Below are 17703 nucleotides of genomic sequence, written 5' to 3'. Positions count from 1 at the left end.
AAAAATGGCAACGTCTTTTTTTCAGACGAAAGTCGGATGTTTTTAATGAAAAGACAGGATAGGATAAGAGAAGCAGACATTTTAAGTCACTATAAAAGGATATAACAAAATTGTTAGACCGTTGTTATCTGGATGAATGGTCAGTAGTTAATCTTTTCGGTAGACTAGAGTCAAATAAGGAATAGGAGCGACGATATGTTACAAGTAAAAAATCTGAGAAAAGTTTATGGCACCTCCATAAAATATGAAGCATTAAAAGGAATTGACTTAACGGTTGAAGATGGCGAATTCGTAGGAATCATGGGACCCTCCGGATCGGGAAAATCCACCTTATTGAACCTGTTGGCAACAATCGATAATCCAACTTCTGGAAGTATTGAATTGAACGGCAAGAATCCCCATGAGATGAATCAAGAGCAAATTGCAAAATTTCGCCGAAAAGAGTTGGGCTTTGTTTTCCAAAATTTCAATTTGATGCCGACGTTAACCGTAGAAGAAAACATTGTGCTGCCTTTAACATTAGATGGTGAAAAGGTTGCGGTAATGCAGCGGGCTGCGCAAGAAGTCGCACAGCGTTTAGGAATTTCTGATTTATTGAAAAAACGAATCCCGGAAATTTCTGGCGGACAACAACAGCGGGTCGCCGTCGCACGGGCGATGATTCATCGACCTAATCTAGTTTTAGCCGATGAACCAACGGGAAATCTTGATACAAAATCTTCAAAAGATGTGATGCGTTTGCTGCGACAATTAAATGAAAAAGAAAAAGCAACGATTTTGATGGTGACCCATGATCCATTGGCAGCCAGCTATTGCAAGCGAATCATTTTCATCAAGGATGGCGGACTCGTACGAGAAATTCGCAACGACGATCAGCAGAAGAATTTTTATGACCGCATCATTGCCGACCTGGCCCATGTGGAGGAGGTCGAAAATGAATTTTAATCAATTTGTCTTTCGCAATACGATTCGCAACAAGCATTTATATTTGGCCTATTTTTTAAGTACCACTGTATCGGTGATGGTCTTCTTTGCTTTTACTGCCTTGGCAAATCATCCCGCCATTGTTAACGGTTCGTTAGACAAACGGGCAGACATGGGGATGTTGACGGCGGCCATCATTATCTATCTTTTTGCTTTTCTCTTTGTTTTCTACTCGATGGATGTGTTCATTCAGTCTCGGAAAAAAGAGTTTGGTCTGATGATGATTCAAGGGATGAGTCCCAAGCAGTTGAAGAACATGATCTTTATTGAGAATTTAGTGATTGGTTTTTTTGCCACGATTTTTGGAAGTCTTATTGGAATCGGCTTTACCCAACTTATTATTTTATTGGCAAATAAAATGATGCATCTGGATTTTAGTTTATATTTTCCAACGCAGTCGATTTTAATTACCGTTGCGGCATTTGCCCTTTTGTTCGTTGTGATCTCTTTCTTGATTCGGACACGCTTGCCAAAAATGAGCGTGCAAGAGCTGTTACAGGCGGGAGATTTGGGCAAAGGTGTGATCAAATTTTCAAAAATTAAAGCGATTCTTGGTCTTCTACTGATTGGAATCGGTTATGCCGTAGCCTTGTTGGTACCGGGTGTCGGAGTAATCATGGCGACATTGCCGGTTGTGGCAGTGGTTATTGTGGGAACCAGTCTCTTTTTCAATCAAGCCAGTGTCATGATTATTGAAGGATTAAAGAAGAACACGAAATTATTTTGGAAGAAAACCAATATGATTGTCTTTTCTGACTTGTCTTTTCGGATGAAAGATAATGCCCGCTCTTTTATTTTAGTTGCCATGATCTCAACAGTAGCCTTTGCTGCAATTGGCACACTCTATGGGGTAGAAAAGATTTTGTTGGGCGCTATTGAAGAGCAGCCCTATGAATTGGAAGTAATGGACAAAGCCCCAGTAGTACAAAAACAAGCCGAAAAAATTGACACTCTACTTTCTGAGAAAAAAATCACCGCTGATAAAGTGGAAACCACGATTTATTCGATGGATGACAAACAGTTTTTAACGGAGACGGATTACAATAAATTAGCAACGTTGCTGGATGAAGAGACCATTTCTGTAAAAAAAGCAGTTTCTCTCACACCGGCAAGTCAACAAGCGCAAATGGATGCTCAAACAACCACAGCGAAAACGGTGACGATCGGCACGCAAAAGCTGCAAGTTGAGAGAAAAGAGAAAACCAATTTGGTGGCGACCTATCTCCCAACGTATGTCGTACCAGATGGAACAAACTTTAGTAAAATGGAAGAAACAAAACGGATCGTTTGGCAACCGAAAAACACCTCCCGTGAAGCTCTGATCAAGTTCGGAGAAGCGTTGACAAAGGAATCGGAAACTTATGTGATGGCAAAAACCTATATCGTACAAACCGTGATCGATTCCTACGCACCTATTTTGTTTGTGGGCGTGTTTATCGGAGTGATTTTCTTCATTTCTGCCGGCAGCTTTTTGTATTTCCGACTATATAGTGATTTAGCAAAAGATACCGAAAAATTTGCGATGATTTATAAAATCGGTTTGACGAAAAAAGAATTAAAGAAGATGATCAGCCAACAGGTGGGAATTTTGTTCTTTACGCCGATTATTGTGTCGGTTATTCATGGCGGTGTGGCTCTGACTGCGATGTACCACATTTTTAATATGGGGATGCAAAAAGAAGGACTGATGGTCTTAGGACTGTTTATCGTCATTCAGCTGATTTATTACCTGTTTGCCCGTCATTTTTACTTTAAAAAAGTTTATGCAAGTGTCCAACACTAAGAAAACTCCTTTGAGCCGTATTTTATTGGTTCAAAGGAGTTTTTGTCGTTTTTGACCGGTTGCAATCACTGAGGGAATCAGGTATAGTATGTAGCGAAGTTCGTGAAATGAGGGACAATTTGTGAATAAACCATCAATCTATGGTCTGACAAAAGAAGAAGTGATCCAATGGCTGGAGGAAAACCAAGAAAAGAAATTCCGCGGCAATCAGTTATGGGAATGGCTCTATGAAAAACGCGTGATGGATTTCTCAGAAATGACGAATCTTTCTAAAGATTTGATTCAAAAACTGACGGATAATTTTGTCATTAATCCATTAAATCAAACCATCGTTCAAGAAGCAAAAGACGGGACTGTCAAATACCTTTTTGAATTGCAAGACAAACACATGATCGAAACCGTGCTGATGCGACAAGAATACGGGATGTCTGTTTGTGTGACCACACAAGTTGGCTGCAATATCGGCTGTACGTTTTGTGCCAGTGGTCTGCTGAAAAAGCAACGAGATTTAACTGCTGGTGAAATCGTGGCGCAAGTCATGATGGTACAGCATTATTTTGATTTACAGGAATCAGAAAATCGAGTTTCTCATGTTGTTGTGATGGGAATCGGAGAACCTTTTGACAATTACGACAACGTAATGAAGTTCCTGCACATCATCAATGATGCGAAAGGCTTAGCAATCGGTGCACGGCATATCACAGTTTCTACCAGCGGTTTAGCACCAAAAATCAAAGAATTTGCTGAAAACGGGTTGCAGGTCAACTTGGCGATTTCACTTCATGCACCAAACAATGAAGTGCGGACTTCTATGATGCGGATCAATCGCAGTTTTCCAATTGAAAAATTGATGGAAGCCGTTGATTTCTATTTGGCAAAAACCAATCGTCGAATCACCTTTGAATACATCATGTTACAAAATGTGAACGACCGACCAGATCATGCCCAACAATTAGCAAACTTGCTAAGAGACAAGAAAAAACTGGTTTACGTCAATCTGATTCCGTATAATCCAGTCAGTGAGCACGATCAGTATTCCCGCAGTAAAAAAGCGGACGTGCTGAAGTTTTATGACATTCTTAAAAAGAATGGGATCAACTGTGTTATTCGTAAGGAACATGGGACAGACATCGATGCTGCCTGCGGACAATTACGCAGCAAACAGATGAAAAAAGAAGCTGCTGTATAACCCAAAGTCAATCTGAGCAATCCGCCCCTTTTCATGGGGTGGGATTGTTTTTTTGTGCCTGCTGTTTTTTCAAAAAGCAAATCAGTAACATTTTTTTTGAATGACTGGTAGAATCGATAAGAACGGGAGGCGATTGCTTTGATTATTACAGAATTTGATCGAGAAGATGTGGTCATGCGGGATCAGTTGGCGGACCTGTTGAAAAAAACTTGGCCGGAGGAATATAGGGAGGAATCGCAGATCAACGCCTTGTTAGCAGAAGAACGTTTGGCAGTCGCGGCGCTGGAAGAGGATATGTTGATTGGCTTTATCGGCGCAATTCCACAATACGATCATACAGGATGGGAGCTGCATCCGTTAGTCGTTGGAGATGCCTATCGTCGACGAAAAATCGGTATGCGTTTGGTGGATTTCTTAGAAAAAGAAGTTGCTTCTCATGGTGGTATCACGATGTATCTGGGAACAGATGATGAAAATCATGCCACTTCATTGAGTGAGCTGGATTTGTATCAAGATACGTTTCAAGCCCTCAGTCAAATCAAAAATTTAAAAAATCATCCCTTTGAATTTTATGAAAAACAAGGCTATCAGATTGTGGGTGTTATCCCAGATGCCAATGGCTGGAACAAACCAGATATTTTAATGGCAAAACGAATTGCCGAACCGGAAAATGAAAATTCTCCCTCATAAAATCAAGGAAATGAAATTTGAAAAGAAATAGAACTGTTTCTTATCTGGTAGTTCTCAGAAAGTTACACTTACAATGAAAGTTATCTCATTTTTGTTTGTTGATAAAAACAAGATTGAGTGAAAAAATCCTTTATCTGCTTTGCGGATAAAGGATTTTTTTGTTTTTTGAATTTAATTAAATTCTGCCATGATTATCTAATTAAATGAGAAAAATTCTGAAATCTGGCGATTTTTTCAAAAAAAGTGAAATTATTTAAAAAGAAATCACTTGAATAAAGAAGTTGAGATATATCACCAATAAGAGCGCTTTCTAAAGGTGTGTAAATTATCAGAATAATGATAATTTACTGTTTTTTTATGCGAAAATGATGAAATTGCTATTGCTTTTTTAATAATTATTAATTAAAATTCTATTCAACTTCAGAAGTTGCTAAATTTTCTGAAAATTACAAACTAAAGGGGTAACGCAAATGAAAAAGAAATCGTTATTGGGCATCGTAGCAGTCTGCGGTTTCGTTCTTGCTGGATGTTATGGTGGCGGCAAATCCACAGATGACAGTGCAGCAGCGGGCGATTCAGGCAAAGGAGGCAGTAAACAAGTTTTTAACTTGGTCGTACCACAAGAAATGCCTACCGCTGATTTATCAGTAGCTACTGACACAATTAGTTTTACCGCGTTGAACAATGTGTATGAAGGTCTTTACCGTATTGATGAAGACAATCAACCCATTCCTGCCGGGGCAACCGAACTGGCAGAAGTCAGCGAAGACGGTTTAACGTACAAAGTAAAATTGCGTGAAGACGCTAAATGGTCTAATGGCGAGAACGTTACCGCAGCAGATTACGTCTATGGCTGGCAACGGACAGTTGATCCCAAAACCGCCTCTGAATATGCGTATCTTTACGAACCTGTAAAAAATGCGGCAGAAATCACAGCCGGCAAGAAAGACCCATCTGAATTAGGAATCAAAGCTGTAAGTGACTATGAATTGGAAATCACTTTGGCAAAAACCACACCTTACTTTGATTACTTGTTGGCCTTTGCTTCTTTCTTCCCACAAAGCCAAGCGGTTGTAGAAGAAAACGGCAAAGAATATGCTTCTGCCAGTGACAAAGCAGTTTATAATGGTCCATTTACTTTAGAAGAATTTGATGGTCCGGGTTCTGATACGGATTGGGTTTACAAGAAGAACGATCATTATTGGGATAAAGATTCTGTAAAATTAGATCAAATCAACGTCAGTGTTGTGAAAGAATCTTCCACTAGCTTGAACCTATTTAAAGATGGTCAAGCAGATGACGTTATCTTGACTGGTGAATTAGCACAACAAAATGCAAATGACGAAGCGTTCTATTCAGCAAAAGAAGCACGTACAACATATGCGGAATTCAATCAACGGGATGAAGATTCCCCATTCAACAATGCGAACTTGAGAAAAGCGTTCTCTTATGCAATCGATCGTGATGCATTGGTGGACAAAGTCTTGGGTGACGGTTCTGTTGTTTCCACTAGTTTGATTCCGGTAGACTTGGCTAAAAATCCTGAAACCGGGAAAGACTTCACCGAAGATGCCGGTACATTGGTTTCCTTTGATGCTGACAAAGCCAAAGAATATTGGGAAAAAGCGAAAAAAGAATTAGGAATCGACTCCTTAGAATTCGAATTGATGGCTTCTGATGATGATTCATCGAAGAAAGTAATCGAATACCTACAAAATGTATGGGAAGAAACATTGGATGGTGTCAAAGTCACACCAACACCTGTACCGTTCTCTGTTCGATTGGATCGTTCAAATTCTGGTGATTTCGATGTCGTATTAGGTGGTTGGGCAGCTGATTATTCTGATCCAAGCAGCTTTACTGACTTGTTCGTAACGGGAAATTCATACAACCGTGGCCAATGGAGCAACGCAAAATACGATGCCGCTGTCAAAGAATCCTCTTCAACAAATGCGGGAGATCCAGCAAAACGTTGGCAAAATATGCTGGATGCAAACCAAATCATCATGGATGAAATGGGCGTACTTCCAGTTTATCAAAAAGCAGAAGGACACTTGGTTAATCCGAAAATCAAAGGAATCGTTCACCACGGTGCCGGCGCTTCATGGGATTACAAATGGACTTATGTAGAAGAATAAAAGTAAGAGTTTGAACTTGAAAAAAAGTCGGGACATTAATCAACGATCGATTAATGCCCCGGACTTTGTTTTGTTCAACCTATAAATAATGGATTAAAAGCAGGAGAATGGAAAGTCCAATTAAACTCCCTGCGATAATCAGCCAAAAACGATAGGCATGAGCGCCGACTTGTGAAAGCGGCATGAAGTTAGATTTTTTCTTTTGTCTTCTTCCAAAGGCTTCATGCATCGAGCGTTGAAAGGTGTCGAAGAAGCCAGAAGAAAAAACCCATAACAAACTGCCGACAATCAAAAAAGGCAGTCCCACTAAAAAGAGAGAATCAGAAAGCTGGATAAGCGTAAAACTTTTTTGAAGAAAATGCCACAATAAGATGGCGGCGATTCCTAAAAGGGATAGAATATAGGGTAAGTTGCGTTTATTCATAAATAGGCTCCTTAAAGTTTATTCTTATATAATGTAGCGAAACCAGCAAAGAAAGTCAAAGACAAGAAAGAGTAGGGGGAAAAATAGTGAACAGTTTTATTAAATACTTTCTAAAACGTCTGCTTTTCGGTGTGATCACCTTGTGGCTGATTGCAACAGTAACTTTTTTCTTAATGAAATTACTGCCGGGCACACCGTATACCAATGCGGAACGGTTAAGCCCTGAGACCATCGAGTTGCTGAATAAGCAAGTTGGTTTAGACAAACCAGTATTGGTTCAATATGGCATTTATTTACAAAATTTGGTGCAATTTGATTTTGGTATTTCCTTCCAATTTAAAAATCAACCGGTTGCCGCTTTATTGGCTAATCGAATTGGACCTTCCTTGCAATTAGGGATGCAGGCCATCATCTTTGGAACATTGTTCGGTATTATTTTAGGAACGATTTCAGCAATGAAACAAAATTCCTGGGCAGATACGTTAGCAACCCTAGTGGCAATTTTGGGTCGTTCGATTCCAAACTTCGTATTTGCAGTTTTATTACAATATGTGTTTGCAATTCAGTTGCATATGTTGCCAATCGCAAAATGGGAAGGCTTTGCCTATACGATTTTACCAACCATCGCGTTAGCCATGTCGCCATTAGCCGATTCTGCCCGCTTTATTCGAACAGAAATGGTGGAAGTTATGCACAGTGACTTCGTCGAATTGGCTCGCGCGAAAGGGCTGGGGCGTTGGGAAATTGCCTTCAAGCATGGCTTGCGGAATAGTTTAATTCCATTACTGACATTATTAGGACCTTTGGCAGTTGGTTTGATGACTGGTTCTTTGGTTGTTGAAAACATCTTTGCTATTCCGGGAATCGGAGAACAATTTGTAAAATCGATCACCACGAATGATTACCCAACGATTATGGCAGTTACACTAATGTATTCTGGTATGTTAATCGTAGTCATTTTAATCGTCGATATTTTATATGGCATCGTTGATCCACGGATCCGCGTTTCAGAAGGGAGCAGAGGCTGATGGAAGTATCAAAAAACTACTCGGAAATCGCAAAAATTCCCGCAACAGACTTTGAATTGTTGCAAAAAGATACCGTAAAAGAACGGGAAGCGATCGCGGCTCCTTCATTGACCTTTTTACAGGATTCATGGCGGCGTTTGAGAAAAAACAAAGCGGCTGTTTTCTCCATGTCGCTACTTGGCATCATTATTCTGATCGCTTTTGTAACAATTTTTGTTTCTCCCCACAATCCGACGAAGCAAAATGTGAGCTATATTAATTTGCCCCCTCGAATTCCGGGAATCGATATTGATGGTTTGAACGGAAAAGCAATGGTGGGCGGAGAATTAGTCGACAAATATGCGCAAGCGAAAGTACCGGACAATGTAAATTTCTTTTTTGGTACAGATGGTTTAGGTCGGGACGTTTTGAGTCGCTTATTCATGGGAACACGAATTTCATTGTTGATTGCTTTTGTAGCGGCAATGTTTGATATCGTGATTGGTGTCAGCTACGGTTTGATTTCTGGATTAAAAGGCGGCACTACAGACAACTTGATGCAACGTTTCCTTGAAGTCCTTTCCGGGATTCCTAATCTGGTTGTAATGATTTTGATGCTGGTTATGTTCAAACCGGGGTTCATGTCGATTGTAGCGGCAATGGCAATCACCAACTGGATTCCTATGGCACGGATTGTACGGGCACAGACCATGAAGCTGAAGGATCAGGAATTTGTTTTAGCAGCAAAAACACTGGGAGAAAGCAATGTCAAAATTGCCTTTAAACATATTCTGCCTAATATTTCCAGCGTGATCATCGTTCAGATGATGTTCAGTATTCCGACAGCGATTTTCTTTGAAGCTTTCCTAAGTTTTATCGGTTTAGGTTTGACACCACCTTCAGCTTCTCTAGGAATGATGTTGAGTGATGGCTACAAAACCTTCCAATATTTACCTTATCTATTATGGATTCCGGCAGTGACACTGTCTGTGATCATGATTGGTTTTAACCTGTTGGCTGATGGCTTGCGGGATGCCTTTGATCCGAAAATGAAGGAGTGAGGACTATGAAAAAAGCACTAGAAGTAAAAGATTTAGAAATTTCATTTGATACTTACGCCGGAAAAGTTCGGGCGATTCGTAACGTCAGTTTTGATTTGAATGAAGGAGAGACCTTAGCAATCGTTGGAGAATCCGGTAGCGGCAAGTCCGTGACAACACGGACGATCATGCGTTTGTTGGCAAGCAACGCCAACATTGATAATGGGTCGATCTTATTTGAAGGAGAAGACTTGGTGCATAAGTCTGAAAAGGAAATGCAAAAAATCCGCGGAAAAGAGATCGCGATGATTTTTCAAGATCCAATGACTTCTCTTGATCCGACTATGACAATCGGCAAACAAGTGGCAGAGTCTTTGCGAATCCACAACAAAGTATCGAAAAAAGAAGCGATGGCTTCAGCGCTGGAACTATTGAAACTTGTCGGAATTCCAGATGCAGAAAAACGGTTAAAGAATTATCCCCACCAATTCTCTGGTGGACAACGACAACGGATTGTGATTGCCATTGCGCTGATTTGTTACCCGAAAGTTCTGATTGCCGATGAGCCAACTACAGCACTAGATGTAACGATTCAGGCTCAAATTTTAGAATTATTGAAGGATATCCAACAAAAAATCAATACCTCAATTATTTTTATCACCCATGACCTTGGTGTTGTGGCAAATGTGGCTGATCGGGTGGCAGTTATGTATGGGGGAAGAATCATTGAAGTTGGAACAGCAGAAGAAATCTTCTATAATCCGCAACATCCGTATACATGGGGACTTTTAGGTTCCATGCCAACGTTGGAAGGAACCGGCGATCGATTGTATGCCATTCCCGGTTCTCCGCCAGATTTATTGAAGCCGCCAACAGGGGATGCATTTTATCCTCGGAACGAATATGCGTTGAAAATTGATACCCAGCAAGCGCCACCATTTTTTGAGGTATCACCGACCCATAAAGCGGCAACGTGGCTTTTGGCACCACAAGCACCAAAAGTAGTGCCACCAAAAGAAATCCAAATTCGTTGGGAAAAATTCCGTTCCAAGCAAGCCAATGAAACAGCTTAAGCCGTCATTCCAATCATCTAATGGAACAAAGTAAATTAAGGACATTAAATAGAAATAAAGGAGGGAAGCCCGGTGAAAAAAGTCTTATTAAAAGTGGACGGCCTGAAACAATATTTTAACGTTGGTCGCAAAGACGAAGTAAAAGCCGTTGATGATATCAGCTTCCATATTTATGAAGGAGAAACGTTTGGTTTGGTGGGTGAATCCGGTAGTGGAAAATCAACGACTGGACGCACAATCATTCGACTGAACGAACCTACAGGCGGTGAAGTTGATTTTGACGGTGTGGATGTCACTAAAATCAAAGGCAAAGCGGCGTTGAAAGAATTTCGTCGAGACGTGCAGATGATTTTCCAAGATCCCTATGCTTCACTGAATCCTCGGATGAAGGTTCGCGATATCATTGCAGAAGGAATCGACATCAATGGGTTGGCAGCCTCTGACACGGAACGAAATAACCGCGTAGATGAACTGTTGAAGATTGTGGGCTTAAATCCCAGTCACGGTACCCGTTACCCCCATGAATTTTCTGGCGGGCAACGGCAACGGATCGGCATTGCTCGGGCGTTAGCTGTCAAACCCAAATTCATTATCTGTGACGAACCTATTTCGGCTTTGGACGTATCAATCCAAGCCCAAGTGGTAAATCTACTGCAGGATTTGCAAGCAGAACAAAATTTGACCTATCTGTTTATCGCCCATGATTTATCCATGGTGAAACACATTAGTGATCGAATCGGCGTGATGCACCATGGCAAATTATTGGAAGTCGGTACGAGTGATGCCATCTACCATCACGGTGTCCATCCTTATACAGAAAGTCTATTATCTGCGATTCCATTGCCTGATCCTGAGTATGAACGCACTCGCACACGAATCAAATATCAGTCAGAACCAGAGGATGGACGGGTTCGTGGAATGCATGAGATCGAAGAGGGACACTACATTTATTGTACAGAAGACGAAATCGCCTTCTACCAAAAGAAATTACAGAAAAAGAAAGAAGGCAGTTCTGTCGCAAGTTAAAGGGGTGTTTGGATAGATGTGCGTTTTAAAAGCTTATAAATTTCGACTCTACCCAACGGACGAACAGCGACAATTTTTTATTGAAACTTTTGGCTGTGTTCGCTTTACTTATAACATGCTATTAAAGCAGCGGCATATTGAGCAGTCCTCCGGGAAATTAACGCCGGCTAAATTAAAAGAAGACTTTCCTTTTTTAAAGAAGACCGATAGCCTTGCCTTGGCAAATGCTCAGATGAATTTGGAGCGAGCCTTTCGTAATTATTATGAGGGGCGTGCCGGCTATCCCAAGCTGAAAACCAAAAGAAGCGTTTGGCAGTCGTATCGAACAAATAATCAGCAGCACACGATTTATTTTCAGGAAGGAAAACTAAAGCTCCCTAAGCTAAAAACCTTAATTCCTGTCAATATCCATCGAAGGGTCTACGGTCATATCAAGTCTGCCACCATTTCTGCTAAAAATGGTCAGGAATTTTATGTGTCGATCCTCTGCGAAGAAAAAATCGAACCACTGCCTCAAACCAATCAAGTCATCCAGCTGCACTTTTCACCGGAAACACTGGTTGAATCCTCTGAGCTTTCCTTTGATGTTCCTATTTTCTTATCAGAAAATGATCAGATTCGTTTGAAAAAAGCAGAGAAGAAATTGGCTACTCGGGCAAAGGCTGCTCAGAAGCGAAAGGTCCATTTGTCTGATGCAAAGAATTATCAAAAGCAAAAACACAAAGTTGCCACTCTTTATACTCGTTATTATGATCGAAAAAAAGCCTATCTTGATGAATTATCGATTGGCATTATTCGGCAATATGATGTGATTCACGTGACTAATCTTTGTCAGATGGAAGAAAAAGGCCTTTTTAGCGAATCAGACTGGCTGCACTTTATCCAAAAAATAAAGTACAAAAGCACGTGGTATGGCAAAACAATGCTCCTCAGTGAAGGACCAAGCAGTTGAAGAAAAGAAAGTAAGAACTGGAAGGGGCTCCAGGGATCGCCTAGGCCATAGAAAAAATTTGCAAAAATTTTTGTTTCTAGGAATCATTGCTCACTAATTATGATAAACCAAAAACAAACCCAGCGTTCCAAGGCTGAAAAGCCAATGGATGACTCTGGGTTTCTTTTATCCCTCTTCAGGAATAATCGATTCTTTTAGACGATAAATTTTGGAAGGACGACCAATTCCCACCGGACGTTCACCAATTTCATCAAAATATTGCAGCATTGCTTTTTTAAAGTTGGAATGGTCAATGGTTTTGAAATCCATACCTAAAAATTTAGCAAAAACTTTCCGTGCTTCGGTGATGGTGAAAGAATCTCCCAAAACTTGCAGCACAAGGGGTTCATGCTCCATCTTGTTTGCAATCCGGTTGAAGGCCTTCAAGATAATCTCGCTGTGGTCAAAAGCCAGTGTGTCACGACCATAAGAGGTCCCGGTTTGCAGATCCAAGATAATCTCGACATCTCCGTTAGTCAAATGGATATTGTTGCGTTTGCGTTCCAACGTAAACCAACGGACTTCTGCGGCATCGTCACCGGCACTCAAAGGCTCTTCTCCAATGAAAGCCAAATAGCTGACGGTCACCACCCAACCACGAGGGTCACGGTCTGGTCGACTGAAGGTGTGCAGTTGTTCGATATTATGATTGGAAATCACCACGCCGGTTTCTTCTTTGGTTTCCCGAATGACGCTTTCGCCAGTCGATTCATTTGCTTCGACAAAGCCCCCCGGCAAAGCCCATGAGTTTTTATATGGATGACTTTTTCGTTGAATCAACAAGGTTTTGATCTGATCTTCTTCCTTGTTGTAACACATCAATACCATATCTACCGTTAAGGCAGGTTTTTCATATTCTGGCTGTTCTTGCTGCTTGTACCAGCGAAGAAACTCTTCTTCGCTTGCCTGTTGTTCAAAATATATTTTTTCTTCAGCTTTGGAAGAAAAGTGTTTCATAAATGGCACCTCGCTTGTTTTGATTGCTCATTCTTATTGTAGCACGCATAGAAAAAAAACAAACCGTTCAGCGAAAAATAAATGGCAAAATCAAGTTAAAGAGAAAAAATGCCAAATAAAAAGGAATCGCTTTTTTCACTTGTTCCCGCAAGCTGAGAAAGCCGCCGATACCGATAGCTCCCAAAAAAAGAACTCGAAGAATCTGTGTGAGTGTGACAAAGCCTTGCACACCTTGATGAAGATTAAAGTAGCCGTAGAGTCGCTGATAAAAAGTACAAAAAATCAGGTGGAGAATAGAAAGAATCAGAATGCCGATAAGAAAATTTCGATGTTTTTTTGTCATAGACAACTTCCTTTGTTTTGATCTTTTTTTATTATACCAAATATCTAGCGGCATGCAGGAAACAAAGGGGAAAGAATTCGCAATTTGGCGGAAAATTCTTAAACAAAACCTAATTTATGGTATACTATCAAAGAACATATTCACAGTAGTGAGAAGGAGGAAACACGCCCGTGGCTGAAAAAGATACTTTTTATATTACGACGCCGATTTACTATCCAAGTGGCAAATTACACATTGGAAACTCTTATACAACGATTGCCTGTGATGCAGTTGCTCGGTATAAGCGTTTAATGGGCTTTGATGTATTTTATTTAACAGGGGTCGACGAACACGGCCAAAAAATCGAAAAAAAATCTGAGGAATTAGGGGTCAAACCACAAGAATACGTGGATAAAATGGCTGCCGATATTCAAAAATTATGGAAAACCCTTGATATCAGCTATGATAAATTTATTCGCACGACGGATGATTACCACCAAAAAGCAGTTCAAAAGATTTTTGACCAGTTATTGGAACAAGGGGACATTTATCTTGGGGAATACGAAGGCTGGTACTCTGTATCAGATGAAGAATTTTTCACTGAAACCCAATTGGCTGAAGTTTATCGAGACGAAGAAGGCAACGTAATCGGCGGAAAAGCGCCAAGTGGACATGAAGTAGAATTAGTCAAAGAAGAATCCTATTTCTTCCGTATGAGCAAATATGCAGATCGTTTACTGGCCTATTATGACGAACACCCAGAATTCATTCAACCAGAATCCCGCAAGAATGAAATGATCAATAATTTTATCAAACCTGGATTAGAAGATTTAGCCGTTTCTCGGACGACCTTTACATGGGGAATCCCGGTAAAATCTGATCCACGACATATCGTTTATGTATGGATCGATGCGTTATCCAACTATATTACAGCATTGGGCTACGGCTCGGATGACGATAGCCTGTTCCAGAAATATTGGCCGGCAGATGTGCATATGGTCGGAAAAGAAATTGTGCGTTTCCACACGATTTATTGGCCAATCATGCTAATGGCATTAGACTTGCCATTGCCAAAGAAAATTTACGGTCATGGCTGGTTATTGATGAAAGACGGCAAAATGTCGAAATCAAAAGGTAACGTTGTCTATCCTGAAATGTTGGTAGAACGCTACGGACTTGATGCGTTACGTTATTATCTTTTACGGGCAGTTCCTTTTGGCAGTGATGGCGTGTTTACCCCTGAAGATTTTGTTTCCCGGGTAAATTATGATTTGGCAAATGATTTAGGAAATCTTCTAAACCGAACGATTGCCATGATTAACAAATATTGTGAAGGCACCGTGCCGGATTATGCATCAAAAGTGACGGCATTTGATAGTGAATTATCGACAACTGCCGCTAACGTGATCGGACGTTACCACCAAGCAATGGAAAAAATGGAGTTCAATACAGCTTTAAGCGAGGTTTGGACGTTGATTTCCAGAGCCAATAAATACATTGATGAAACACAACCTTGGATTCTTGCAAAAGACGAAGAAAAACGCGGAGAGTTAAACAGTGTGATGGTCCATTTAGCAGAAAGCTTACGGATCGTTGCGATTTTATTGCAACCAATCATGACAGAAACACCGGCGAAAATCTTTGAACAACTGGGACTAGATGTGGAAGCAATGAATTTGCAAGAACTGCATTTTGGCGAATTCCCAAGTGGAACCAAAGTCGTAGGTAAAGGAACGCCGATTTTCCCTCGTCTTGATATCGAGACGGAAGTAGAATTTATTCAGAAAAAAATGTCTGAAGGTGTTCAAACCGAGGAAGCCACTGTGAAGTGGAACCCTGAAGAAACTGAACTGGTTTCAACCAAAAAAGAAATCAAATACGATGATTTTGACAAAATCGAATTAAAAGTTGCAGAAGTCATTGACTGCCAAAAAGTCAAAGGTGCAGATAAGCTGCTGCAATTCCGTTTAAATGCCGGAGATAAACAAGATCGCCAAATTCTATCGGGAATCGCTGAATTTTATAGTGATCCAGCTGCATTGATTGGTAAAAAGGTCGTGATTGTTGCCAACTTGAAACCACGAAAAATGCGAGGACAAGTCAGCCAAGGCATGATTTTATCCGCCGAAGATGAAGCAGGAAATTTAGCAATCGTCGAAGCACCAAAAGGGATGCCTAACGGAGCGATTATTGCGTAAATATAACAAAGATTAAACAGTCTGATTTATTTCAGACTGTTTTTTTTGTTTATAAAATGGACATAAAAATAAAAGTTTTATCGTTTTTAATAATTATATTGACCTTATATGAAATTATTGATAGCCTTTTCAATAGGGGGTTAAAATAATGGAAGGTAGGTAATGAAATGAAAAAGATTCGTCTGATTGGTAGAAGTTTGTTAACACTAGTCATCTTAGCAGGAGTTACGGTTCCTAATACGATCGCCATAGCTGAGACGGTTGACTCCACGGTTGCAACAGTTGCGACAAGTGAGACGGGGGAAACCGCAACAAGTGAAATTGCGACAGATGTTCCAACAGAATCAACAGATACGAGTATAAGTGAAAATACAACTGTTGAATCAACGAGTACAGAAGAAACAACTGAAGAATCAATTTCTCAAGCAGAAACAGGAAATATTGAGAAAGAAAAACGTGCTGAGGAAACGACGATTCCAGTACAACTTTTAGGAATCAATGATTTTCATGGTGCGTTAAGCACGACAGGTACAGCTCATCTAGGTTCTGGAAGCCATTCTGGTGCTGGAACCGCAGCGTTGTTAGCTAGCCATTTAAAGGCTGCAGAAACTGCCTTTCAAACAGATAAAACAAATGCTACAACACTGAGAGTTCAATCCGGTGATATGGTGGGCGCAAGTCCTGCCAACTCAGGTCTATTGCAGGACCAACCAACGATGCGAATCTTGAATCAAATGAATTTTGATGTTGGGACACTGGGAAACCATGAATTTGATGAAGGCCTAGCTGAATTCAATCGAATTTTATTGGGACAAGCTCCCACAGCAGAGGATAATTTTTATCCGATCGTCTACGATTATAATGAGGAGCATGGGCCTGAAATTTTAAAGGGCGGCTTCGATTTGGCTATTGCCAATGTTGTTGAAAAAAATACTGGGGCGATTCCTTTTGGTTGGCAACCTTATAGTATTAAAACCGTGGGTACTGGGGATGAAAGTGCTGAAATTGCTTTTATCGGTGTGGTAACAACGGAGATTCCAAATTTAGTTTTGCGGGAGCACCACATAAATTATGACTTCCTTGATCCAGCGGAGACAATCGCTAAATATGCGAAAGAATTGCAAGAAGAAAAAAATATAGATGCAATCGTTGTCCTTTCTCATACTGCTTCTGAACAATCTGGCGAAAACGGTGTGGTTGGTGAAGCCGCAACGATTATGCAGAAGGTAAAAAATATTTATCCAGGAAATAGTGTGGATGCATTTTTTGCCGGACATAATCATGTGTATACAAATGGAGTTGTCGATCAAACACGAATCGTTCAATCGACCTCGCAAGGAAAAGCGTTTATTGATCTGCAGGGAGAAATCAATCTTGAAACGGGCGATTTTACTGACGTACCAACGGCGACAGTTGATCCAGTAATGCCTACCATAGAACCGGATGCAGAAGTTGAAGCAATCGTAGCAGAGGCAGATGAAATCGTTGCTCAAGTAACTGAGCAAAAAATCGGTACAGCAGCAACTGCTGAGGATATTTCTCGTTCAACAAATGAATTAGGTGAATCACCAGTTGGAAATTTGATTACAGATGGTCAAGTCTTTATGGCAAAATTAAATGGTATTGATGCAGATTTTGCAATGACAAATAATGGCGGTGTCCGTGCAGATTTAGCTGTCGATGCTGACCGCTCAATTACTTGGGGAGCGGCACAAACGGTTCAACCTTTTGGTAATATCATGCAAATCGTTGAAATGACTGGTGCTCAAATTCGAACCGTTTTGAATCAGCAAACTTTTGGAACAAAGCTGGAAGGTGGACGTGCTTACTTCCTGCAAGTTTCCGGTTTAAACTATACAGTAACTAAAACTTGAAAGTTGG

The 17703-nt window shown here is 40.6% G+C and carries 15 protein-coding genes; 12 read left to right on the top strand and 3 right to left on the bottom strand.

The window, feature by feature from the left end; all coding sequences use genetic code 11:
- The first annotated feature begins 195 nt into the window (after nt 1–195).
- The 5 genes from BAU16_RS12240 (at nt 196) to BAU16_RS12220 (ending at nt 6784) form a co-directional block, all read left to right on the top strand.
- Nucleotides 196–945 carry an ABC transporter ATP-binding protein gene (locus BAU16_RS12240; protein ID WP_048603864.1) on the top strand — a complete coding sequence of 250 codons (750 nt, stop codon included), beginning with the start codon at nt 196–198 and terminating at the stop codon, nt 943–945.
- Nucleotides 935–2767 carry an ABC transporter permease gene (locus BAU16_RS12235; RefSeq protein ID WP_161527179.1) on the top strand — a complete coding sequence of 611 codons (1833 nt, stop codon included), beginning with the start codon at nt 935–937 and terminating at the stop codon, nt 2765–2767. Before BAU16_RS12240 ends, BAU16_RS12235 begins: the two co-directional genes overlap by 11 nt.
- A gap of 121 nt (nt 2768–2888) precedes the next feature.
- Nucleotides 2889–3956: a 23S rRNA (adenine(2503)-C(2))-methyltransferase RlmN gene (gene rlmN, locus BAU16_RS12230; protein ID WP_137605625.1), complete on the top strand. Its 1068-nt coding sequence runs from the start codon at nt 2889–2891 to the stop codon at nt 3954–3956.
- Between the two features lie 138 nt (nt 3957–4094).
- Nucleotides 4095–4646, top strand: a complete 552-nt coding sequence (locus tag BAU16_RS12225; RefSeq protein ID WP_048603867.1) for an aminoglycoside 6'-N-acetyltransferase — start codon at nt 4095–4097, stop codon at nt 4644–4646.
- 470 nt (nt 4647–5116) lie between these two features.
- Nucleotides 5117–6784: a peptide ABC transporter substrate-binding protein gene (locus tag BAU16_RS12220; protein ID WP_137605624.1), complete on the top strand. Its 1668-nt coding sequence runs from the start codon at nt 5117–5119 to the stop codon at nt 6782–6784.
- Between the two features lie 79 nt (nt 6785–6863).
- Here the strand turns inward: BAU16_RS12220 and BAU16_RS12215 are convergent, their stop codons facing one another.
- A complete protein-coding gene (locus tag BAU16_RS12215) occupies nt 6864–7208 on the bottom strand; it encodes a DUF3899 domain-containing protein (RefSeq protein ID WP_137605623.1) in 345 nt (114 codons plus the stop codon).
- Between the two features lie 86 nt (nt 7209–7294).
- Between BAU16_RS12215 and opp3b the strand changes: the two genes are divergently transcribed.
- The 5 genes from opp3b (at nt 7295) to BAU16_RS12190 (ending at nt 12306) form a co-directional block, all read left to right on the top strand.
- Nucleotides 7295–8236 (top strand): oligopeptide ABC transporter permease, encoded by a 942-nt coding sequence (opp3b, locus tag BAU16_RS12210; RefSeq protein ID WP_048603870.1) that lies wholly within the window; start codon nt 7295–7297, stop codon nt 8234–8236.
- A complete protein-coding gene (locus BAU16_RS12205; protein WP_048603871.1) occupies nt 8236–9276 on the top strand; it encodes an ABC transporter permease in 1041 nt (346 codons plus the stop codon). The genes opp3b and BAU16_RS12205 overlap by 1 nt, the downstream gene beginning before the upstream one ends.
- 5 nt (nt 9277–9281) lie before the next feature.
- A complete protein-coding gene (locus tag BAU16_RS12200) occupies nt 9282–10328 on the top strand; it encodes an ABC transporter ATP-binding protein (RefSeq protein WP_048603872.1) in 1047 nt (348 codons plus the stop codon).
- Between the two features lie 72 nt (nt 10329–10400).
- A complete protein-coding gene (locus tag BAU16_RS12195; RefSeq protein WP_137605622.1) occupies nt 10401–11354 on the top strand; it encodes an ABC transporter ATP-binding protein in 954 nt (317 codons plus the stop codon).
- A 16-nt stretch (nt 11355–11370) separates the two neighbouring features.
- Nucleotides 11371–12306: an RNA-guided endonuclease InsQ/TnpB family protein gene (locus BAU16_RS12190; protein WP_161527178.1), complete on the top strand. Its 936-nt coding sequence runs from the start codon at nt 11371–11373 to the stop codon at nt 12304–12306.
- A 165-nt stretch (nt 12307–12471) separates the two neighbouring features.
- On the opposite strand, the gene BAU16_RS12185 is transcribed toward BAU16_RS12190, so the two are convergent.
- Both BAU16_RS12185 and BAU16_RS12180 read right to left on the bottom strand, forming a co-directional pair.
- On the bottom strand, nt 12472–13302 hold the full coding sequence (locus tag BAU16_RS12185; RefSeq protein WP_048603875.1) for an NUDIX hydrolase: 831 nt from the start codon (nt 13300–13302) through the stop codon (nt 12472–12474).
- 67 nt (nt 13303–13369) lie between these two features.
- Nucleotides 13370–13645: a hypothetical protein gene (locus tag BAU16_RS12180; protein WP_137605620.1), complete on the bottom strand. Its 276-nt coding sequence runs from the start codon at nt 13643–13645 to the stop codon at nt 13370–13372.
- 170 nt (nt 13646–13815) lie between these two features.
- Between BAU16_RS12180 and metG the strand changes: the two genes are divergently transcribed.
- Together metG and BAU16_RS12170 are read left to right on the top strand one after the other, a co-directional pair.
- Nucleotides 13816–15822, top strand: a complete 2007-nt coding sequence (gene metG, locus BAU16_RS12175) for a methionine--tRNA ligase (RefSeq protein WP_048603877.1) — start codon at nt 13816–13818, stop codon at nt 15820–15822.
- Nucleotides 15823–15989: 167 nt separating this feature from the next.
- The gene (locus tag BAU16_RS12170; protein WP_161527177.1) at nt 15990–17696 is read left to right on the top strand and encodes a bifunctional metallophosphatase/5'-nucleotidase; all 1707 of its coding nucleotides are present in this window, start codon (nt 15990–15992) and stop codon (nt 17694–17696) included.
- Nucleotides 17697–17703 lie beyond the last annotated feature (7 nt).

The sequence above is a fragment of the Enterococcus sp. JM9B genome, assembly GCF_009933265.1.
GTDB lineage: Bacteria > Bacillota > Bacilli > Lactobacillales > Enterococcaceae > Enterococcus_C > Enterococcus_C songbeiensis.
The sequence above is the reverse complement of the archived record's forward strand: the minus strand, read 5'-3'. Positions and strand labels throughout refer to the sequence as shown.

Bases quoted from the DNA above. Each gene is read 5' to 3' on its own strand.
- BAU16_RS12170 (WP_161527177.1), top strand. From the start codon at position 15,990: ATGAAAAAGATTCGTCTGATTGGTAGAAGTTTGTTAACACTAGTCATC.
- BAU16_RS12185 (WP_048603875.1), bottom strand. From the start codon at position 13,302: ATGAAACACTTTTCTTCCAAAGCTGAAGAAAAAATATATTTTGAACAA.
- BAU16_RS12220 (WP_137605624.1), top strand. From the start codon at position 5,117: ATGAAAAAGAAATCGTTATTGGGCATCGTAGCAGTCTGCGGTTTCGTT.
- BAU16_RS12235 (WP_161527179.1), top strand. From the start codon at position 935: ATGAATTTTAATCAATTTGTCTTTCGCAATACGATTCGCAACAAGCAT.
- BAU16_RS12180 (WP_137605620.1), bottom strand. From the start codon at position 13,645: ATGACAAAAAAACATCGAAATTTTCTTATCGGCATTCTGATTCTTTCT.
- BAU16_RS12215 (WP_137605623.1), bottom strand. From the start codon at position 7,208: ATGAATAAACGCAACTTACCCTATATTCTATCCCTTTTAGGAATCGCC.
- BAU16_RS12200 (WP_048603872.1), top strand. From the start codon at position 9,282: ATGAAAAAAGCACTAGAAGTAAAAGATTTAGAAATTTCATTTGATACT.
- BAU16_RS12190 (WP_161527178.1), top strand. From the start codon at position 11,371: ATGTGCGTTTTAAAAGCTTATAAATTTCGACTCTACCCAACGGACGAA.
- BAU16_RS12205 (WP_048603871.1), top strand. From the start codon at position 8,236: ATGGAAGTATCAAAAAACTACTCGGAAATCGCAAAAATTCCCGCAACA.
- BAU16_RS12240 (WP_048603864.1), top strand. From the start codon at position 196: ATGTTACAAGTAAAAAATCTGAGAAAAGTTTATGGCACCTCCATAAAA.